General features: G+C 58.5%; 18 protein-coding genes. 14 read left to right on the top strand and 4 right to left on the bottom strand.

What is annotated here, in order from left to right:
* Nucleotides 1–17 precede the first annotated feature (17 nt).
* Nucleotides 18–857: a MurR/RpiR family transcriptional regulator gene (locus tag P5689_RS09425; protein ID WP_231944628.1), complete on the bottom strand. Its 840-nt coding sequence runs from the start codon at nucleotides 855–857 to the stop codon at nucleotides 18–20.
* A gap of 213 nt (nucleotides 858–1,070) precedes the next feature.
* On the opposite strand from P5689_RS09425, the gene iolC reads away from it, so the two are divergent.
* The 11 genes from iolC (at nucleotide 1,071) to P5689_RS09480 (ending at nucleotide 14,105) form a co-directional block, all read left to right on the top strand.
* Nucleotides 1,071–2,996, top strand: coding sequence for a 5-dehydro-2-deoxygluconokinase (gene iolC / locus P5689_RS09430; RefSeq protein WP_285532952.1), 1,926 nt, complete (start codon nucleotides 1,071–1,073; stop codon nucleotides 2,994–2,996).
* Nucleotides 2,997–3,018: 22 nt separating this feature from the next.
* Entirely contained in the window at nucleotides 3,019–4,875 is a 1,857-nt protein-coding gene (iolD, locus tag P5689_RS09435) for a 3D-(3,5/4)-trihydroxycyclohexane-1,2-dione acylhydrolase (decyclizing) (RefSeq protein WP_285532953.1), read from the top strand.
* Between the two features lie 37 nt (nucleotides 4,876–4,912).
* A complete protein-coding gene (gene iolE, locus P5689_RS09440) occupies nucleotides 4,913–5,812 on the top strand; it encodes a myo-inosose-2 dehydratase (RefSeq protein WP_285532954.1) in 900 nt (299 codons plus the stop codon).
* Nucleotides 5,809–6,609: a 5-deoxy-glucuronate isomerase gene (gene iolB / locus P5689_RS09445; RefSeq protein WP_285532956.1), complete on the top strand. Its 801-nt coding sequence runs from the start codon at nucleotides 5,809–5,811 to the stop codon at nucleotides 6,607–6,609. Before iolE ends, iolB begins: the two co-directional genes overlap by 4 nt.
* Before the next feature lie 24 nt (nucleotides 6,610–6,633).
* On the top strand, nucleotides 6,634–7,662 hold the full coding sequence (locus tag P5689_RS09450) for a Gfo/Idh/MocA family oxidoreductase (protein WP_285532957.1): 1,029 nt from the start codon (nucleotides 6,634–6,636) through the stop codon (nucleotides 7,660–7,662).
* 171 nt (nucleotides 7,663–7,833) lie between these two features.
* Nucleotides 7,834–9,300 carry a sugar porter family MFS transporter gene (locus P5689_RS09455; RefSeq protein ID WP_285532958.1) on the top strand — a complete coding sequence of 489 codons (1,467 nt, stop codon included), beginning with the start codon at nucleotides 7,834–7,836 and terminating at the stop codon, nucleotides 9,298–9,300.
* Between the two features lie 15 nt (nucleotides 9,301–9,315).
* The gene (locus P5689_RS09460; protein ID WP_285532959.1) at nucleotides 9,316–10,437 is read left to right on the top strand and encodes a Gfo/Idh/MocA family oxidoreductase; all 1,122 of its coding nucleotides are present in this window, start codon (nucleotides 9,316–9,318) and stop codon (nucleotides 10,435–10,437) included.
* 184 nt (nucleotides 10,438–10,621) lie between these two features.
* A complete protein-coding gene (locus P5689_RS09465; protein WP_062163857.1) occupies nucleotides 10,622–11,011 on the top strand; it encodes a tautomerase family protein in 390 nt (129 codons plus the stop codon).
* 25 nt (nucleotides 11,012–11,036) lie between these two features.
* On the top strand, nucleotides 11,037–11,867 hold the full coding sequence (locus P5689_RS09470; protein ID WP_285532961.1) for a TIM barrel protein: 831 nt from the start codon (nucleotides 11,037–11,039) through the stop codon (nucleotides 11,865–11,867).
* A gap of 312 nt (nucleotides 11,868–12,179) precedes the next feature.
* Nucleotides 12,180–13,640 carry a catalase gene (locus tag P5689_RS09475; protein WP_285532963.1) on the top strand — a complete coding sequence of 487 codons (1,461 nt, stop codon included), beginning with the start codon at nucleotides 12,180–12,182 and terminating at the stop codon, nucleotides 13,638–13,640.
* Nucleotides 13,641–13,790: 150 nt separating this feature from the next.
* Nucleotides 13,791–14,105 carry a hypothetical protein gene (locus P5689_RS09480; RefSeq protein WP_285532964.1) on the top strand — a complete coding sequence of 105 codons (315 nt, stop codon included), beginning with the start codon at nucleotides 13,791–13,793 and terminating at the stop codon, nucleotides 14,103–14,105.
* 108 nt (nucleotides 14,106–14,213) lie between these two features.
* On the opposite strand, the gene P5689_RS09485 is transcribed toward P5689_RS09480, so the two are convergent.
* A complete protein-coding gene (locus P5689_RS09485) occupies nucleotides 14,214–15,134 on the bottom strand; it encodes a LysR family transcriptional regulator (protein ID WP_285532965.1) in 921 nt (306 codons plus the stop codon).
* A gap of 96 nt (nucleotides 15,135–15,230) precedes the next feature.
* Here P5689_RS09485 and P5689_RS09490 point away from each other — a divergent pair, with 96 nt between their 5' ends.
* The 3 genes from P5689_RS09490 (at nucleotide 15,231) to P5689_RS09500 (ending at nucleotide 17,931) form a co-directional block, all read left to right on the top strand.
* The gene (locus tag P5689_RS09490) at nucleotides 15,231–16,880 is read left to right on the top strand and encodes an alpha-keto acid decarboxylase family protein (RefSeq protein ID WP_285532967.1); all 1,650 of its coding nucleotides are present in this window, start codon (nucleotides 15,231–15,233) and stop codon (nucleotides 16,878–16,880) included.
* Between the two features lie 94 nt (nucleotides 16,881–16,974).
* Nucleotides 16,975–17,589, top strand: a complete 615-nt coding sequence (locus P5689_RS09495; RefSeq protein WP_285532968.1) for a YitT family protein — start codon at nucleotides 16,975–16,977, stop codon at nucleotides 17,587–17,589.
* A gap of 48 nt (nucleotides 17,590–17,637) precedes the next feature.
* The gene (locus P5689_RS09500) at nucleotides 17,638–17,931 is read left to right on the top strand and encodes a DUF1330 domain-containing protein (protein ID WP_035443981.1); all 294 of its coding nucleotides are present in this window, start codon (nucleotides 17,638–17,640) and stop codon (nucleotides 17,929–17,931) included.
* Nucleotides 17,932–18,060: 129 nt separating this feature from the next.
* Here the strand turns inward: P5689_RS09500 and P5689_RS09505 are convergent, their stop codons facing one another.
* Both P5689_RS09505 and P5689_RS09510 read right to left on the bottom strand, forming a co-directional pair.
* Nucleotides 18,061–19,155, bottom strand: a complete 1,095-nt coding sequence (locus P5689_RS09505) for a tyrosine-protein phosphatase (RefSeq protein WP_285532969.1) — start codon at nucleotides 19,153–19,155, stop codon at nucleotides 18,061–18,063.
* Nucleotides 19,156–19,540: 385 nt separating this feature from the next.
* The gene (locus P5689_RS09510; RefSeq protein WP_051757624.1) at nucleotides 19,541–20,581 is read right to left on the bottom strand and encodes a LacI family DNA-binding transcriptional regulator; all 1,041 of its coding nucleotides are present in this window, start codon (nucleotides 20,579–20,581) and stop codon (nucleotides 19,541–19,543) included.
* Nucleotides 20,582–20,689 lie beyond the last annotated feature (108 nt).

Consider the following 20,689-nt stretch of genomic DNA (forward strand, 5'->3'; position numbering starts at 1 on the left):
CGCGCTTTGCTGATCGCCTAGCCCCGGCGTTCGGCAATGGCGGCAGCAAGGGTTGAAACGAGCACCAGCGAGGCCGCGTTGGAGCGGAATCCCTGAAAATCGGCTTCATGCACTTCCAGCCACAGGCCTGACTGCGGGATGACCGGGCTGGCTGCGCTGTCCGTCATGGCGATAACCGGCACATGACGGGCCTCGAGTGCCTGAAACAGCTCGATCGTGCGGGGCGCGTAATCCGTATAGCTCAGCACCAGAGCTGCATCCTCTGGTCCGGCATGGGCAAAGCTTTCCTCCTCCATACCGGTTTCGAGTCCAATGATCTGATGGCGAATATCGAGCTTGGCCAGAAGATAGGACAGATAACGTATGACCGGCATGGAACGGCGCAGCCCCAGAAGATAGAGGCAGTTGGCCTGCGCCATGGTGGTGACAGCGGCCTCAAGCCGTTCGGGCAGCAAATGGGCCTGCAAGGCACGCAGGGAGTCATGCGCTGCCTCGTAAAATCCGTTGAAAATAACTGAGGCTTCAAGCGGCTCGCCATCCACGCGGTGCAGCGCATTGACGCGCTCGCGATAGGTCACGTTGCGCACGCGCAAACGGTCACGAAAAACCGCCTGCATTTCCGAAAAGCCGCCGAAACCCAGCGTGCGGGCAAAACGCACGACGGTCGAGGGCTGTACGCCAGCTTGTCTTGCCAGGGAGCTGACCGTGCCGAGCGCCACTTCATCAGGATCCTCGGTCACGAAATCGGCAAGCTGGACCAGCCTTTTGGGAAGCTGCGCATAGCATTGGCGCAAGCGATGGTGGAACGCGTCAAAATCGGACTGGGTCGGCACGGCGTCTTCAGCAATATCGGTCAAGGCAAGGTGATCCGCAAAAGGGAATGGATATTCCATAGCAAAACCGGGCATCCGGGCGAAGTGTCCCGGTCGCTCATGACGCCCTTGCCGCGCAGTTAATCACATCAGCGTGCGAAGTTAAAGAAAATTAGGGAATGTACGTTCTGCGGCGTGACCTAGAACAGAATTTATGTTCTTATTATGCGCAACGTAACATGCTTGCAGGAGTCGGGGATGCGCGGACAGGATCTCGATATCATCGCCATAGGACGTTCCTCAGTCGATCTATACGGGCAGCAGATTGGTGGCCGGCTGGAAGATATGGCCAGTTTCAGCAAGGCAGTCGGTGGTTGCCCGGCCAATATCGCCATCGGCACATCGCGGCTCGGCCTGAAATCGGCCATCATCACCCGCGTGGGTCATGAGCATTTCGGGCGCTTCATCACCGAGCAATTGCAGCGCGAGGGTGTGTGCACCGATGGCGTGCGCGTCGATCCCGATCGTTTTACGGCGCTCGCCATTCTGGGGGTGCGTGATCGTGAAAACTTCCCGCTTCTGTTTTATCGCACTGATTGTGCCGATGCAGCGCTGGACGAAAACGATATCGATCCCGCACTGATCGCCCGCGCCAAAGCAGTTGTCGTGACCGGCACGCATTTCTCGCGCCCGGCTTCGGCCAAGGCGCAGCGCAAGGCGATGGATCTTGTGCATGCGCATGGCGGCAAGGTGGTATTCGATGTGGATTACCGCCCCAATCTGTGGGGTCTGGCCGGCATTGGCGATGGTGAGTCGCGCTATGTGAAATCCGAGAATGTCACGCGGCATCTCATGGAGATCCTGCCGGAATGCGATCTGATCGTCGGTACCGAGGAAGAGCTGCATATTGCAGGGGGCAGCGAGGATACGCTTGAGGCCATTCGGGCCATCCGGGCGGTGTCCAGTGGCACGATCGTCTGCAAGCGTGGCCCGATGGGATGTGTCGTGTTCGATGGCGCCATTCCCGATACGCTTGAAGACGGTATTTCGGGCCCCGGCTTTCCGGTTGAGGTCTATAATACACTCGGGGCGGGCGATGCCTTCATGTCGGGCTTCCTGCGCGGCTGGGTCAGGGGCGAGAAGATTGCCGAGTGCTGTCGCTTCGCCAATGCCTGCGGGGCCTTCGCTGTCTCGCGCCTTCTGTGCTCATCGGAAATTCCGACATGGGAAGAACTGAGCTACTTCCTTGAGAAGGGCAGCAATGAGCGCGCCCTGCGTCGCGACACTGCCATCAATCACCTGCACTGGGTTACGACGCGCCGTCAGCAGACAACGCCCATCATGGCGCTTGCGTGCGACCACCGGTTGCAGCTTGAGGAAATTGCCACGGCGGTAGGAGCCTCATTCGACCGTATTCCCAAATTCAAGAAACTCGCTGTCGAGGCCGCAAAATCTGTCGCTCAGGGGCGTGCCGGTTTTGGTGTGTTCATGGATGGTCGCTACGGGCAGGACGCACTGTTCGAGGCCTCTCATGCCGGGCTATGGACTGCACGCCCCATCGAGAAAACCGGCTCGCGTCCGCTCGATTTCGAGTGCGGCGGGTCGCTTGGGGCGCATCTGGTGGAATGGCCGAGTGAGCAGGTGATCAAGTGCCTGTGCTTCTATCACCCTGATGATCCTGAGGAACTGAAGCAGCGTCAGGAGCGCGAATTGATCCGGGCTCAGGATGCCTGCCGCAAGCTGGGCAAGGAAATCCTGATCGAGATCATTGCGGGCAAGAACGGCGCGCTTAATCCCGATACTGTCTCGTCCATCCTTTCGCGTCTTTACGATAGCGGGCTGCGCCCTGACTGGTGGAAGCTTGAGGGTCAGCGCGACAGGAAGGCGTGGGAGAAAATCGGTGCTGTGATCGAGGCACGCGATCCGCATTGCCGTGGCGTGGTCATTCTTGGCCTCGATGCGCCAGCCGAGGAACTGATGGAAGCCTTCGAGGCTTCTGCCGCGACGCCCTGGGTCAAGGGCTTTGCAATCGGTCGCACCATCTTCGCCCAGCCTGCCCGCGACTGGCTTGGCGGCAAGACAACCGACGACCAGGCCGTGGCCGAAATGGCGCGCCGGTTTCAGGCCTTCGTGACCGCCTGGGAGTCCCGCGATCAGGCGGTGCTCTCCGGGGCCAGTGCGTGACGTCAGGAAAGAGTATACGCCTATGAAAACCATCCGTCTGACCATGAGCCAGGCCCTTGTTCGGGCCATGATGGCGCAGAAAACCGAGATTGACGGGCGCATCGAGCCCTTTTTTGCCGGTGTTTGGGCCATTTTCGGTCATGGCAATGTCGCCGGTCTGGGCGAGGCGCTTCATGCGCAGCGTGACATTCTGCCGACATTGCGTGGTCATAACGAGCAGGGCATGGTCCATGCGGCCACGGCTTTTGCCAAGGCCGCCCGCCGCCGTCAGGTCATGGCCTGTACGAGTTCGATCGGGCCGGGTGCGCTCAACATGGTTACTGGCGCTGCCGTTGCCCATGTGAACCGTTTGCCTGTCCTGCTGTTGCCGGGCGACGTTTTTGCCAATCGTATTCCGGATCCTGTGTTGCAGCAGGTTGAGGATTTCGGCGATGGCACGGTCAGTGCCAGCGACTGCTTCAGGGCTGTCTCGCGCTATTTCGACCGTATCACGCGTCCCGAGCAGATCATTCCGGCCTTCAACCGCGCCATGACCGTGCTGACCGATCCGGCCGAATGTGGCCCGGTGACGCTCTCGCTCTGTCAGGACGTGCAGGCAGAAGCCTTTGATTATCCCGAAAGCTTCTTTGCAGAGCGCATCCATCGCATACGCCGCCCGGTTGCCGATGAAGTCGAGCTGGAAGAGGCCATTGCCCTGATCAACCAGTCGCGCAAGCCGCTGGTGATTGCAGGGGGCGGCGTCCTTTATGCCGGGATCGAAAAGCAGCTTGCGGCTTTCTGCGCGGCTAAGGGTATCCCGGTTGGGGAGACGCAGGCCGGTCGGTCCTCTCTGCCCACGTCGAACACCCTCAACATGGGGGGTATCGGGGTGAGCGGCAGTTCAGCCGCCAATGAAATGGCCGCCGAGGCCGATCTCGTCATTGCCGTCGGAACGCGTCTCGCGGATTTTACGACGGGTTCCTGGGGGTTGTTCGCCAACCCGGATATGCGGATCGTCTCGCTCAATATCCAGCCTTTCGATGCCACCAAGCATCAGGCACTGGCCGTGGTGGGCGATGCCGGCAAGTCGCTCTCTGCCCTCGAAGCAGGGCTGAAAGACTGGAGAGCCATACCGGAATGGACCGGCAAGGCTGAGCGTGCCTATCGGAACTGGATGGACATCTCGGCGCGTTATCAGGCGCTGCCCGATGCGAGCCAGACCTCCCTGCCAACCGATGCCCAGGTGATTGGCGCCGTGCAGCGGGCAGGGCGACCCACCGATACGGTGGTTTGCGCCGCGGGCGGTCTGCCTGCCGAGCTGCAGAAGCACTGGCGGGCTGAACAACCGGGCGGATACCATATGGAATATGGCTTTTCCTGCATGGGTTACGAGCTTGCCGGGGCACTGGGCGTGAAGATGGCCTGCCCGGATCGCGAGGTGATCGTGATGCTGGGAGACGGATCCTGGCTGATGCTCAATGCCGAGATCGCCACCTCGGTGGTGCTCGACCAGAAGCTGATCATCGTGCTTCTCGATAACCACGGTTATGGTTGTATCAACCGCCTTCAGCAGGAATGCGGCGGGGCGCCTTTCAACAATCTCTGGGAAGATTGCAGGCAGGTTCAGCCGTTCAAGATCGACTTTGTGCAACTTGCCCACGGGCTCGGTGCCCATGCCGAGAAAGTGCCCGATCTGCCGTCTCTGACAGCCGCTGTCGAGCGTGCCCGCGCTGCCGACCGCACCACGGTGATCGTGATCGATACCGATCCCGCACCCACGACCACCGATGGCGGCGCCTGGTGGGATGTGGCCGTGCCAGAGGTCTCGCCACGAAGCCAGGTCGGTAAGGCCCGCGAGAGCTATGAGCGCCAGCGTGGCACCCAGCGTATCGGCAACTGATCCCTTCGACGCATCAATCCTCATTCTGGAGGCAGACATGACCATCAAGATCGGCGCAAATCCCATCATCTGGTCCAACGATGACATGCAATCGGTGGGAGCATCCACCACGCTGGAGATGTGCCTGGGCCAGGCTCGCAAGGCGGGCATACAGGGTATGGAACTGGGGCATAAATTTCCCCAGACCGTTTCAGGCATGAAGGCCGCGCTCGACCCGTTCGGTCTCGAATTCATCTCGGGCTGGTGGTCCACCGAGCTGTTGACCCGTAGCGCGGATGAGGAAATTGCCGCGCTCAAGCCCCGTCTGGAACTGCTCAAGGGTATGGGCTGCAAGGTCTGTATTGCGGCCGAAACCTCGAATGCCATTCATGGCCAGATCGATACACCGCTCTCGGCACGCCCTTATCTGAAGGGCGGCGAATGGACCGAATTCGCACGCCGCATGACCGCAGTGGCCGACTTCCTTGCCGATCATGGCATCGACCTTGTCTATCATCATCATATGGGCACCGTGGTGCAGTCGCGCGAGGATATCGCACGCTTCATGGATTTGACGAGCCCCTCGGTGAAGCTGCTGCTCGATACCGGCCATGCGCTATGGGGCGGGTCTGATCCGGCTGAACTGGCACGATCCTATCGTGATCGTATCCGCCATGTGCATGGCAAGGATATCCGACCTTTCAAGCGGGCCCAGGCCGATGTGTATGACTGGAGCTTCCTGCGCTCTGTCCTTTCCGGCGTCTTTACCGTGCCGGGTGATGGCTGCATCGATTATGCCCGCGTCATGCGCGAACTGCCCGACTATTCCGGCTGGATCGTGCTGGAAGCCGAGCAGGACCCCGAGATTGCCAATCCGCTCGTCTATGCCCGCATGGGCCGCAATTATCTGGTCGATACGCTGATTGCGACAGGCCATATGACAGGAGCGGCATCATGAGTTCGAAGCTTCTGGTCCATTCCCACAAGCGCGATGACTCGAAATGCACGGTTTCGGTCACACCGCAATCGGCGGGCTGGGGCTATATCAGCTTCAATGTGCGCGTGCTTGAGGCGGGTGAACAGGTGACGGACCGTGCCGGCCCGAACGAAACCTGTCTTGTCCTGATCAGCGGGAAGGCCCGCATCATCGGCGCGGGTCAGGATTTCGGTGTGATCGGCGAGCGCATGGACCCGTTCAGCGGGGCACCCTGGTCGGTCTATCTGCCCTCCGGGGCAGACTGGCGCGTTGAGGCCGAGACCCCTGTTGAGCTGGCCGTTTGCGCGTCGCCCGCCAAGGGAAAATATCCGGCAAGGCTGATCCCGCCCGAAGAGGTGGGTGAACTGACACGTGGCACAGGCACCAATCAGCGTTTTGTGCGCAATATCCTGCCTGATACTGCCCCGGCTGAAACGTTGCTGGTGGTTGAGGTCATCACGCCGGGCGGGCACTGGTCTAGCTATCCACCGCACAAGCATGACACGGATGACTTTCCGAACGAGACCTATCTGGAAGAGACCTACTATCACCGCCTGAAGCGCGGCAGCGGTTTCGCCCTCCAGCGTGTCTATACCAAGGACGGTTCGCTGGACGAGGCGATGGCCATTGCTGACCGCGACGTTGTTCTGGTGCCCAAAGGGTACCATCCGGTCGGCGCCCCTCATGGTTTCGATCTCTATTATCTCAATGTCATGGCAGGCCCGCGGCGGGTGTGGAAATTCTCCATGGATCCCGACCAGGCCCATCTTCCCTATTGATCCGACATACCGGAGCACAGACCCATGTCTTACAAAACCGGGACTCTCAAAATTGGCGTTATCGGCACAGGCGCGATTGGTGAAGACCATATCCGCCGCTGCATGCAGTCACTCTCGGGCGCGGAAATCGTGGCCGTTACCGATGTGAACCTCGTGCGTGCCCGTGAAGTGGCTGACAAATATGCACCTCAGGCCAAGGTGCCAGAGGATGGTGAATCGCTCATTGCCCTGCCCGAAGTCGAGGCCGTGATCGTAACCTCCTGGGGTGGGACGCACGCACAATATGTGCTCGAGGCCATCCGGCACGGTAAATATGTGTTTTGCGAAAAACCGCTCGCGACCACGGCGGCTGATTGCCTGAAAATCGTCGAAGCTGAGGCTGCGCATGGCAAACGCCTCGTGCAGGTGGGCTTCATGCGTCCCTATGATTCCGGGTATCGCGCCCTCAAGGCCCTGATCGACCAGGGCGAGATCGGTGAAGTGCTGATGATTCACGCAGCCCATCGCAATCAGCGTGTCGGTGCGAATTACAAGACCGATATGGGCATCACCGATACGCTCGTGCATGAGCTCGATGTCTTTCGCTGGATGCTCGGTGATGACTATGTGAGCGCACAGGTGATTTTCCCGCGCCGCACGTCAAAGGCCATGGAGCATATGCGCGATCCGCAGATCGTCCTGCTGGAGACGAAAAAAGGTATCCGTATCGATGTCGAGATATTCGTCAACTGCCAGTACGGCTATGACATCAAATGCGCCGTCGTCGGCGAACTTGGCGAGGCCAGCCTGCCGGCACCGCCAGCCGTGGAACTGCGCAAGGCGGCCTCGCTCTCCACTGAAATCATGACCGACTGGAAGGAGCGTTTCATCGCTGCCTATGATGTCGAGGTGCAGGATTTCATCAATGGTGTAAAAGCCGGCAAGCTCAACGGTGCCACGTCCTGGGATGGATATTGCGCGTCGGTCGCCGCCGATGCCTGCGTCAAGGCGCAGGAAAGCGGCAGGATCGAGCCAATTACCATGTCACCCAGGCCGGGCCTGTATGGCGGTTGAAAGCCGATCGATCTGGAAAACTGATATCTCACGAGGCCGGACGGGTCTGTCGCATGTTCTCGCAACGGGGTGCGATGCAGCGCAGGGCGCTCAGGATCACCATGGCCATCTGAAACCCGGTCTCTGACTGTCTCACCCGGCGGAAAAACCGTCGGGACAGGAGAATCTTCGATGAGAAGAGTAAAAGACGTCGTCATGGTCGCGTCCGAGCGACATGACGTAGGCTATGTCCTGCGTATCTGCGCTATTGCCGCTCTAGGCGGAATTCTGTTCGGTTACGATACATCGGTCATTTCGGGGGCGATTTCGCCCTTGCAGGAATATTTCCACCTCTCCCCTGCGCAGACTGGCTGGGCCGTATCCAACGTAGTGATCGGCTGCATGGTCGGCGCCATGATTTCCGGCACGATGGCCGACAAACTGGGGCGGCGCATGACGCTCTTCATCTGCGCCCTGCTTTTCAGCCTGCAATCGGTCGGGACAGCGCTCGCAACAGACTTCACCTGGTTCGTGGTCTATCGCATGCTCGGTGGCATTGCTGTGGGTGTCGCATCGGCTGTCTCGCCCATGTACATGTCCGAGGTCTCGCCCAAGGATATGCGTGGCCGTGCGCTCAGCATGGAGCAGTTCGCCATCGTGTTCGGTCAGGTGGTTGTGTTTATCGTCAATTACCTGATCGCGCGTTCCGCTACGCCGGAATGGCTGCTGGATATGGGCTGGCGCTGGATGTTCGGCTCTGAAATCGTGCCCTGCATCCTGTTCTGCGCGACGATCTTCTTCATTCCGGAATCACCACGCTGGCACGTCCTCAAGGGCCGTCACGACGAGGCGCTGAAAACGCTCACCCGTATTTCGAATGAGCATCACGCCCGCAACCTTCATGCTGAAATCAAGCAGTCTCTGGGCGCCGTCGCACAATCGTCCCTGGGCTTTACGAAGGTTCTGGGTGATGCGCGTGCACGCTGGATCATTTTCGTCGGGGCCAGCATTGCTGCGCTGCAGCAGGTCACCGGCATCAATGTCATGATGTATTACGCCCCGATGGTGCTGAAATCGACCAGCGGGAGCCTTCAGGCTGCGCTGTTCCAGACGATCTGGATCGGTTTTGCGCTACTGGCCGGCTGCATCATCGGGGCCTGGATCGTGGATCGTCAGGGTCGCAAGCCGCTGATGCTCTGGGGATCGATCGGTATGGTGCTGGGTCTGCTCGTCGTGTCATGGGGGCTCTACACCCAGTCTACCGGCCTCATGGCGCTGACAGGGATGCTGGTATTCATGCTGATGTTCGGTCTGTCATGGGGCCCGGTATGCTGGATCCTGATTTCAGAGATTTTCCCCAATCGTTTCCGTGCGGTCGGCATCAGCCTTGCCGTCACGTCGCAATGGGGCATGAATTTCGTGGTCAGCCAGTTTTTCCCGATGCTGAGCGAAAACAAATTTCTGACCGAGCACTTCCATGGCGCCTTCTCCATGTGGCTCTTCGCAATCCTTGGATTGTTTGCCCTGTGGTTCGTCATGAAATTTGTGCCTGAGACCAAGGGCGTTTCCCTCGAGAAAATTGAGGATACGATGATCAATCATCGTGCCCAGTCGAATACGACGGCCAGTGTCGCGGCCAACTCCACCCGTCATGTCTGAGCGAGGGGAAATCTGATGAGAAAGTCCATTCGTGTCGGCCTGATCGGCACAGGTTTCATGGGCAAGGCCCACGCTCTGGCCTATCAGGCTGCAGGCAACGTTTTTGATGATATCTCGCGCCCGGTCCTGCACGCCGTGGCTGATATCGATGGCAGCAGGGCCGAGCAGTTCAAAAACCAGTTCGGTTTCGCCAAGGCATTGACTGACTGGCAGGCGCTGGTGGCTGATCCTGAAATCGATGTGATCTCGATCACGACACCGACGCTGTTTCACAAGGAGATGGCCCTTGCCGCCATTGCCGCAGGCAAGCATGTCCATTGCGAAAAGCCGCTGGCTATCAGCGCGGCCGACGCTCTGGAAATGACTCTGGCAGCTGAAAAGGCCGGTGTGCGCAGCGCCAGCGGATTCAATTATATCAAGAACCCTCTCCTGAAATATGCCCGTGACATGATCGCCTCGGGCGAACTGGGCGAGATTACCGATTTCAACGGGATCCACGCCGAAGGCTTCATGGCTGACCCGGCCACGCCCTGGTCATGGCGTTGCGATCCGGCAGGCGGGCAGGGAGCCGTTGCCGATGTGGGCAGCCACATCATCGCGATTGCCCGTTATCTTCTGGGGCCGGTCAATACGGTCTTTGCCAAGCTCGACACACCCATCAGAACCCGTCCCGTCAGCCCCGGTGCCAGCGAGCACCGCCAGGTGGGCGTGGATGATATCGCGCGTATGCTGGTCTCGTTCGAGCGGGGATGCTCTGGCACATTACAGGCCAACTGGCTGGTGACCGGTCGCAACATGCAGCTTGCGTTTCAGGTTTCCGGCAGCAAGGGCACGCTGGCTTTCGATCAGGAGCGGATGAATGAACTCCAGTATTTCAAGGCTGGTGAAGATCCGCGCAGCAACGGCTTCAGGTTGATCGAATCCGGACCGCAGCATGCGCCCTATGGCGCGTTCTGCGTGGCGGGCGGGCATCATCTTGGCTTCAACGATCTCAAGACGATCGAAATGGCTGAATTTGTCCGCGCCATTGATCAGAACAGACCGGCCAGCCCCGATTTCCGCGAAGCCTGGGAAGTTCAGCGCCTGATCGATTCAGCGGTGATGTCCGACAGGGACAAGAACTGGATCACGCTCTGACGCGTCCTGAGACTGTATCCCCGGCGCGTATCGCCGGGGTGCCGTCAAGGAACGCTGATCGGGGAAAAACAATGGACGCCCCGCAGGGGTAATGGGGCGGTGCGCCTGTCATCGTCCCTGCTTCAACACATCATCAGGGTGCCGGACATGCATTGTATCGGCATCCGCGATTTGGGAAAAAACGATGCCGCTACTTCATTTCCATGTGGTCGAAGGGCGAAGCGACGACGATATCAAGGCGATGCTCGACGCGGCTCATGAGGCCATGCTCGAAACGTTCGAGGTGCCGCGTGGCGATCGCTATCAGATCGTTTCGGAGCACAAGAAAACACATTTGATTGTTGAAGATACTGGGCTTGATATACCAAGAACAGACAAGGTTCTTCTCTTGCAAATGTTCACAAGGCCAAGAGGTGATGCCAAAAATGCCGCGTTCTATAAATGTCTGACTGAGAGACTCCAGACAAGCTGTGGTATGGCCCCTTCGGATGTCATGGTTTCGGTGGTCGAGAACAACGATGCCCATTGGTCCTTCGGCCATGGTCGCGCCCAGTTCCTGACTGGAGAATTGTGAGCATCCGCCTTCTGGGAGAAGAGCCATGATGCCCCCCGAGATCAGTTTGCCTGATCAAACGGACGCCCAGCCTTTTACACTGGCTGTTTGCGCCGAAATGCAGTTTCTTGATCTGCCCTTTATCGAGCGTGTCAGACATATCGCGCGTGAAGGATTCATGATCGAGATATGGGACTGGACGCGCCACGATCTCAGACGGCTCGCCGCTACGGGGGCGCGATTCTCGTCCATGACCGGCTATATACGCGGCACGCTGGCTGACGAAAGTGGCGCTCGGGAAATGCTGCACTCGGCGGCGCAGTCAATCCGCGCTGCGCATGATCTGGGGGTGCCAAGGCTCAATCTGCATGGCACTGGCCTCGACTCCCGGGGGCTACCTGTGCGGCCCAGCCCGAACGGTGCTGATGGAAGTATGTGGATGAAGGCGCGTGACACGCTGGCGCGTCTTGCCGAACTGGCGGCGAAAAACGACGTGATGTTCGTGCTTGAGAATCTCAATGCCGCAGTCGATCATCCCGGCGTGCCCTTTGGCCGCGCGCAGGAGTGTCTGGCATTGGTGCAAAGCGTCGATCAACCATCTTTGCGCCTGATGCTCGATCTGTACCATGCGCAGATTGGCGAGGGGAATCTGATCGCCCTGATCGAGCAGGCGCTTCCCTATATCGGGGAAATACAGGTGGCCGATGTGCCCGGGCGTTGTGAGCCGGGGACAGGCGAGATCAACTACCCGGCCATTGCCCGTGCGTTGAAGCGACTGGGCTATACAGGTGTGATCGGGCTCGAATCCTGGGCTGAGGATGGCAATAGCGAGCGCGCCTTGCGACGCTTCGCGTCCAGTTTTCAGGTAGGGCTGTAAGAGGGCGCGTGCGGTCTGGTCAGGCTCGTCCCTGTTTCTTCAGAACAGGGCAAGCGTGTCAGCACGTACCGGAAAGTTCTGTGCGTCGTCTGGTGCAACTGCCGAATCGTCGGAGCGTTGACGACTGACTGGCAAAAATGGCGAGCTGGCACAATAATACTGGCCAAATGATAGTTATTCTCATTTAGGGTTGGTATGATCGAGAAACCGTTCTACGGGCTTTTTTCATAAATATTCTCGATAAGAGATCTTCGGAACCAGCAAGCGGATACGCGCTTATAGCTACACGTATTCCACCACCGGAGAGCTCCGATGTCTGATGAACGTTTTAAGAACACCACCACCGATTCTGGCGCGCCTGTCGCCAGCACCGATTATTCACTGACTGTCGGGGCCGATGGTCCCATCCTGATGCATGATCATTATCTGATCGAGCAGATGGCGACCTTCAATCGCGAGATGATTCCCGATCGCCAGCCCCATGCAAAGGGCGGCGGTGCGTTCGGTCATTTCGAGGTCACGCATGATGTCAGCGCCTATACCAAGGCGAAATTCCTGCAAAAGGGCCAGAAGACCGAAACCGTGGTGCGTTTCTCCACGGTAGCTGGCGAGTCTGGTAGCCCCGACACGTGGCGTGACCCGCGTGGCTTCTCGGTGAAATTCTACACCGAAGAAGGCAATTTCGACATGGTGGGGAACAACACCCCTGTGTTTTTCGTGCGCGATCCGATGAAGTTCCAGCATTTCATTCACTCGCAGAAGCGCCGCGCCGATAACGGCCTGCGTGATAACGACATGCAGTGGGATTTCTGGACGTTGAGCCCGGAATCAGCGCATCAGGTCACGTGGCTCATGGGGGACCGCGGTATCCCGGCAAGCTGGCGTCACATGGATGGCTTCTCCAGCCATACCTATCTGTGGGTTAATGAGGCGGGCGAGCGCTTCTGGGTCAAGTATCACTTCAAGACCGATCAGGGCATCAAGTGCCTGACGCAGGATCAGGCCGACAAGCTGGCAGGTAGCGACGCGGATTATCACCGTCGTGACCTGTTCAACGCGATCAAGCGCGGTGAAAACCCGAGCTGGACGCTCAAGATGCAGATCATGCCCTATGAGGATGCCAAAACCTATCATATCAACCCCTTTGACCTGACAAAGGTCTGGCCGCAGGGTGAGTATCCGCTGATCGAGGTGGGCAAGCTCACGCTCGACCGTAATCCCACGGATTTCTTTGCCCAGATCGAACAGGTCGCTTTCGAGCCGAACAATTATGTGTCTGGCACGGGTCTTTCACCAGACAAGATGCTTCTGGCGCGGTCCTTCGCCTATGCTGACGCCCATCGCGCCCGCCTTGGCGTGAACTACAAGCAGATCCCGGTCAACGCCCCGAAATGTCCGGTTCATTCCTACTCCAAGGGCGGCACGATGCGTTCGCATAATGTGTCCGATCCGGTTTATGCGCCGAACTCCAAGAGTGGCCCGGTGGCCAATGGTGAGCGCTTCCCGGAAAATGCCGTCTGGACCGCGGATGGTGAGTTCGTGCGTGCGGCCTACACGTTGCGCCCGGATGACGATGATTTCGGTCAGGCCAATGCTCTGGTGAACAAGGTCATGGATGACGCTGCTCGCGAGCGCCTGGTCCAGAATGCTGCTGGTCATATTGCCGGTGGCGTCGAGGAGCCGGTGCTGTCACGTGTGTTCGAGTACTGGTCCAACGTCGATGAGAAGATCGGGCAATGTATCAAGGACGCTGTCCTGTCCCAGAAGGGCTGATAGGCCGCGTATACCGCACCAGCTCAGGATTCTCGCAGAAAAGGGGTGCCGCAAGGCGCCCCTTTTTTAATTGCATCATCCGGATTGCCGCCCGATTGTATCTTTATCGAAACAAGGGTCGCAAATGTGCGCGGCGCAGGAAGGGTGAGCATGGACGGACGGGTACCGATGTGGAATGGGCATGAGTCATTCTGGGCCATGGCGTCCTACCCTAATCCTGAACCATTTCTCAGCCTCGGTGATGTCCTGTTTCTGATCGCATTATTAGGTTTGTATCAGGCGCTACGCGAGAGTTTCAGGAGAGTGCTCTCACCGCTGCAATTGATCGGGTTCGTGAGCGTGATGGCGCTCGTCGGCTGGGGCGTCGTTTTCATGGTGTGGGGCAGTTATCTTGCGATATCCCTGTCCGCCATTCCGCAACTCTATCTGTTCTGTCTGACAAGACCGCGCGCGGTTGAGGCGTAACAGGAACGGTAAGTTCTGCCACCACGAGGCAAGCTCGCTACAGGTTTACGAGAGCTCCAAGCCACTCACACGCGCAGCCGGGTCGTGATATCGCGCATAAGCTGCGTTTCAACTTTCGGTGGCGGTGTCAGGTTCGATGAAATGCGCCTGGCACACGCGCCTCCAGGCCTCGCCTGCCTTTGAAAGCGTGCGATCCTTGCGCGTCGCCATAACCAGATCGAAGCTGATGCTGGGTGATAAAAGCTTCAGGGCGGTCAGGCCATTCATGCGGCTATCCTGGCAGAGAAGCGAGGGCACGATCCCCAGCCCGACCCCCGCTCGCACCATGGCCATCAGGAGGTGGATATCGCTCGTGCGCCCGGTGACATGAGGCTGCGCCGAATGGCTGGCAAAGGCACTCATGATGAAATCGTTGATCTTGAAATCCTCACGCAGCAGGACGATGCGTTCGTCCAGAATGTCGTCCAGACGGCAGTGATGCGCTTCGGCCAGCGGGTGCTGGCTTGGCACGACAAGGGAGAGATGATCTCGCCCCAGCGGATAAAGGCGCAAATCCCGCTCTGCTGCGGGGAGGATGAGCGCTGCAATCTCCGTTTTGCCGCTACGCAGGCGCGGTATCAGTCGATCAGACGGACATTCGTCGATTTCCAGCATCACATCCGGATATCTGCGGCAGAAAACATCGATAATGGCCGGAAAGCAGATCGAAGCGATGGCCGGAGGGACAGCCACGCGCAGCGGGCCTTCCACGGTTTCCCTCGTTTCTGAAAGCCGCTCTCTCAGGCTTATTTCTTCATTGACCGTTCTTTCCGCATAGCGGCGGAATATCTGGCCCTTCTCGGTCAACTGGATGGTTTTCCTGCCACGAACGATCAGGCTGGCCCCGATCTTGGCCTCGAGACTCTGCACACTCTGGCTGATCGATGGCTGACTGATATTGAGCGCCTGACTGGCACGCACAAAGCCTCCCTCGCTGATCACGGCGAGGAAATGGGTAAGCTCGCGAAAGGTGATCTGCACAGACGACATAGCCAAAATCCTATATTCGGCATAAAAATATCATATTATCCTATATATTGCGAAGCATGTATGACCGGCCTGTTCTTGTTTGACGAGAGGCAAGCCATGAGTGTGACTGTCATAGAGCATCTGCTGAACCGTGTTGCCGATCTGGGCATCCGCCACGTGTTCGGTGTCGCAGGTGATTACGCCTTCCCGATTGAAGATGCCGTCTGTGCCCGCGATGACATGATTTGGGTGGGCAGCTGCAATGAACTCAATGCCGCCTATAGTGCTGACGGGTACGCGCGCGTAAATGGCGTTGCGGCCCTGAGCACGACGTTCGGCGTAGGCGAGCTCAGTGCCCTGAACGGTGTCGCCGGGGCTTTTGCCGAGCGTCTGCCGATTGTCCATATTGTTGGTATGCCCGCCTCATCGGTGCTGGGCTCCGACAGGCTGGTTCATCACTCACTGGCTAACGGTAATTTTCTGGCCTTCTACAATGCGGCCGCCGATTTTACCTGTGCCCGCGTCATTCTCACTCCGGAAAACTGTATCCAGGAAGTCGAGCGTGCCATTCATGCCATGCGCGCTGAAGAATGCCCGATTTACTTTGGTGTTCCGTCCGATATCGCCGGCAAGCCGGTGGCGCAGGCTGCGCCACTGGCCCTGCAGCCGAAGCAGAGCAACCCAGATGCCCTATGCACGGTCATCGCCCGTATTCTTGCGTGTTTCGAGAAAAGCGCACGATCCTGCGTTCTCCCTGGGATTCTCGCTACGCGTTTTGGCAATCAGGCCCGCATGCAGGATTTTCTCGATCGTACGGCGCTCCCCCACGCCACCATGTTTGCCGATAAAAGCGTGGTAAGAGAAACCTCCCCGCACTATCTCGGCCTCTATTACGGCCATCTGCTCCATGAAAATATCGCCGATTTCGTAGAAGGGTGCGATCTGGTGCTCGGGATCGGTATGCAGCAGACAGATTTCAACACCGGCGCGTTTACGGCCAAACTCTCCGAAGAACATCTGATCAACATCATGCCGGACCATGTTGTTTTTGGTCATGAGATCATCAATGGCGTGATGATGCACGATGTCCTCGATGGGCTTTGTGCCCAGGCAGACACGATCCGGCGTTTTGAGGGCGAACTGCCTGTACAGGCGCGTCCCGTTGCGGGAAATGAGCCCTTCATTTCCTCCGCGACGCTTTATCATGATCTTCAGTCGCTCATCAGGCCGGGTGATATCATTGCGGCCGAAACCGGCAATGCCTCAATGGGTATGGCGGAAATCCGCCTGCCAGAGGATGTGAGCTATCATAACCAGACCCTGTGGGGGTCTATCGGCTGGGCGACTCCTGCCTCTTTCGGTATGGCGATGGCCGCATCGTCACGCCGGGTGATCCTTGTGACAGGCGAGGGGTCGCATCAGCTGACGGCCCAGGAACTGAGCCAGTTCGGTCGCTTCAGGAAACACCCTGTGGTCGTTGTCATCAATAACGATGGCTATCTGATCGAGCGGCTTTTGTGCAAGGACGGTGAGACCTATTACAATGACCTCGCCCAGTGGCGCTATCACCTCCTGCCTGCCGCGCTGGGGTGCGACGACTGGGCCGTCAGCACCGTCTCGACACGCGAGGAGCTCGAGGCTGCTTTTGCCGCCTGCAACGCGGATACCTCACGCGGTCATTTCATCGAGGTCCGCATGAGGCGTTACGATGCGGCACCCGTCGCGCTGGCGATGCATGATGCCGTGGGAACGCTCTACGGCAACTAGCCCCCTGCACATTCCTGAAGAATAATATCGACCCGGCGGTCTGCTGCTTGCAAAAGCGGACCGCCCGACCCTGCACCAAGGACAAGATCCGGAAATGACCACGCCGCACGTACCGGCCCTGCGGCACTCGCTCGCAGAAGATATCTACGCCTTTTTCATCGGGTGTTCCCTGATCGTCATGGGCATATTGTGCCTGCACAAGGCAGGGCTGGTTACGGGAGGCATGGCCGGTGTCGCCCTTTTGCTGTCCTATCTGGTGCCTGTCTCACCGGGTAATCTGTTCACCTTGATCAATTTCCCTTTCCTGCTTTTTGCCATACGCGCCATGAGCACGGGGTTTGCCTTCAGAACCATGCTGGCAAGTTTTGGCGTAACCTTCGCCGCCGGGGAAATGCCACTGGTGATGAACCTGTCCTACATAAACCCGCTGTTCTCCGCCCTGTTTTCAGGCACGATGATCGGGCTCGGGATATTATGTCTGGCGCGCCATCAGGCGGGCGTCGGAGGGACGGGCATCATATGCCTTTGGTTGCAGAAGGCGCGCGGGATCAATGCCGGGCGTGTGCAGATCACAATCGATGCCGTCATTCTCTCTGTTTCAGCGTTCTATCTACCGCTCGACAAGGCTGCCTTGTCGGCTCTCAGTGCTGTGGCCACGAGCGGTGTGCTGATCGCCTATCACCGACCGGGCCGCTATATCGGACATTGAGGTCCATAGGACCCGATCATCTGTCGCATTTCAGAAGGGATACACATCATGAGCGTCTATATCGTTTTCACCAAGGAACGCCTGATCGACCAGAGCGAGATGGATATCTATTCGGGTCTGGCGGCTGCAACGATCGACAAGCACCCTCTCACCCCAATCGTTTTTTATGGCGCGCAGGAATGTCTGGAAGGCGAAGGACCCGAAGGCATCGTCATTCTCGAATTTCCGGATCGCGCAGCTGCAATGGCCTGGTACGAAAGCGACGCCTATCGTGAGGCTCGTGAACATCGCTTTCGCGGGGCCGTCTATCGCGCCACCCTGGTGGACGGCACGTCCAGATAAATCATGGCCGGCAGCGCCTCTGCTGCCGGGCGAAACGGGAAAGTCCGGGGCCTGCCTTAGGGCGGTCCCTCGGCCTCGGGCCACCAGCTGTAGCCAAAACCCGGCGCCCATTGGCTTCAGACCTGTCGGTTAGTCGAGATAGGCGTCGCGCAGCGCCTTGATCTGCGTCGGACCGACATTGAGGGCCTTGGCCAGATAGGCGTCGATCGAACCATATTGCTTGCGGATCGAGGCAAAGGCGGCTTCGAGATAGGCAGGGTCGGAATTGAGCAGCGCGCTCATGACAGGCGACGCTGCCATGGCCCCACCGTTTTTGGGGTCATTCATCGCGGCCTTGAAGCTGGGCGTCATATGCGCGCGAAGCAAATCACCACTCATGGCGTAATCGCTCAGGATCGTCTGTTCGGGCACACCCAAAGCGTAGAGAATGAGTGCAGAGGCAAATCCAGTGCGATCCTTGCCCGCGGTGCAGTGAGTCAGGGTGGGGGTCTGGTGCGCGACAAGGCGGGCAAACAGCGCCTTCAGCTCAGGCGCATAGTAATCCGGCATCTTTGCGTAAAATGCCTCCATCAGCGCCTTGGCCTGGGTCTGATCCATCTTCGCCAGACGTGATTTGTCCGTCATGTCACCCGGCAGAACGGGTTTCTCCGAGGGATAGAAAGCGGGTAGTTTTTCCTGCCCGCTGACCTGCCAGTGTGTCGGTTGTTTCTGCTGTTCCGCCTGCGTGCGCAGATCGGTCACGCTTTTGATGCCCAGCGTGTCGACTAGCGCATAATCAGCGCTCGTCAGGCCGCCGGGCGCGGCCGAGCGGTAGAATTCGCCCCAGCGCACATGATGATGGTCTGCTGTTTCATAACCGCCCATATCGCGAAAGTTTGCCACGCCATCCAGCGGCAGAATGCGGTTCGCAACCCATTGGCCCGGCTTGCCATCAACCGGTTTGATGAAGAAATAGACACGTCCCTGTCCTGGCAGGGGGGAAATCACACGGGCCGCGCCGCTGTCATTGTGCTGTTGCACGAGGGTCATACCCTCTTTGCTGGCGGTACGGGATACGAAGATATCGACGGGCCCGAGCGCATGCGGCCAGGCCAGAGTGTATTGCGGCACCATCGTCACCTGGGCCGTGGCAAGGCTGCTCGTATCCGTCGCAGCAATGGCGAGCGGGGGTGACGCGAGGGTCGTGGCAGTGAGCAGGGTGACAAGCGCATTTTTCAGAAACATGTTTCTACTCGTTCTCGTCAGATATCAGCGCCCTTGCGGGGCGAAGCGGGCGCAATCTGGCCTGAAGAAAGACGTGATGGTTGCCAGCGCTCGCGCGCTGTCAACGTCGCACGATGAAAGGATCAGCGGGCAGGTCGTACAGCACGTTGCGCACGATACCCGCGACATGCAGCGCTGTCATTATTGACGGATGAATTGCATAGTTAATTTTTTATTTCACCCTGCCGCGGGTAATATTGTCGCGATTCTTCTTCGGTTGCCATCGTTTGCATGCGCAGTGCATGCGCAGTGCATGCGAAGGGCCCGAGCCGCTTTCAACGCCTTATTCTGTGCTGTGTCACGGGCTTGTGCCGGGTAGAGAATGAAGCGACATATTTCGGCGTCACTAACCAATATTTTCAGAGGTGACCAACCGGAATTGAGGCGGATCGAAGCCAATAAGAGCCGGAATAATACCAAGTTTCTGCAAGCTGAGGTGGAGTGCCAGGCCGGCCTGGGTTTCGGGTGTCTGATCGATGGCAAAACTCATCGTGCCGTCGATCAGGCATGCGCGTGTCACCGGGTTGACCTCATGCCCTATCCAGCACAGGCTGCGCTGTCTGTGGCGACGCAGAACCTCGCCGATACGCAGGTTGTCGCCACCCGCTGTATAAACACCGATGAGGTCCGGATTATCGAGGATGGCCTGATGCAGCAGGCGCGCGGCTTCGTCGGGATCATCTCCATCGAACAGAATGTCAGCCAGTCGGTGCTGCTGCGCAGCCTGCCCGGAGAGGAAACCGGAAAAACCTTCTATACGCTCGCGATGATTGGCATAGGTCATGGAATGGCAAAGCGCGAGCAGTGACCCCGATCGTTGCGAGAGACTGCGCGTAAGGCACAGGGCTGCTGTACGCCCTGCCGCGTGATTATCGATGCCGACGTAAGGCAGCCCGGGCAGGTTGCGCGTGACGATCTGGATCACAGGCAGCCCATCGCTGGCAACATGATGCAGCGCTTCGAGTATATCGGGATGGGAAGGACAGGCAATGACCAGCGCCGAGCGTCTGTAAGGGGCGTCGCGGATACGGGCGACAAAAGCAGCAATATCCGCTTCGCCCACGAAATTGCGATGCACCTGGATATCCTTGCCCAGAGAGGCCGCCAGCGTTTTGAAGGCCTGGCTCAAACGCGCGTAGAAAAGCGTTTCCGGACGTACCAGTAATACATCAATGCGCAACACGCCCTGATGCAGGTCGGGCAGGGTCGGAAAATATTCGAGATCGCGCGCGATCGTCAGGATGCGCCGACAGGTTTCCGGTCGTACATTGCCCCTGCTATGCAGCGCACGTTCGACAGTCGCGGTTCCAACGCCAGCCAGAGCTGCGATATCCTTCAATGTGGCACGCTTCTTGCGGCTTCTGTTGATCTCGACCTTGTCCAGCATTTTCGCACGCTCGTCTCACCGTCATGATGAAATCAGATCATCATGATGATCGTTTTGATCCTGTCCCCCCGTCTAGATAGCAGTCCCGGGCATACAGGCCCGATCAAA

Source organism: Asaia sp. HumB (assembly GCF_030263835.1).
In the GTDB taxonomy this organism is placed as follows: domain Bacteria; phylum Pseudomonadota; class Alphaproteobacteria; order Acetobacterales; family Acetobacteraceae; genus Asaia; species Asaia bogorensis.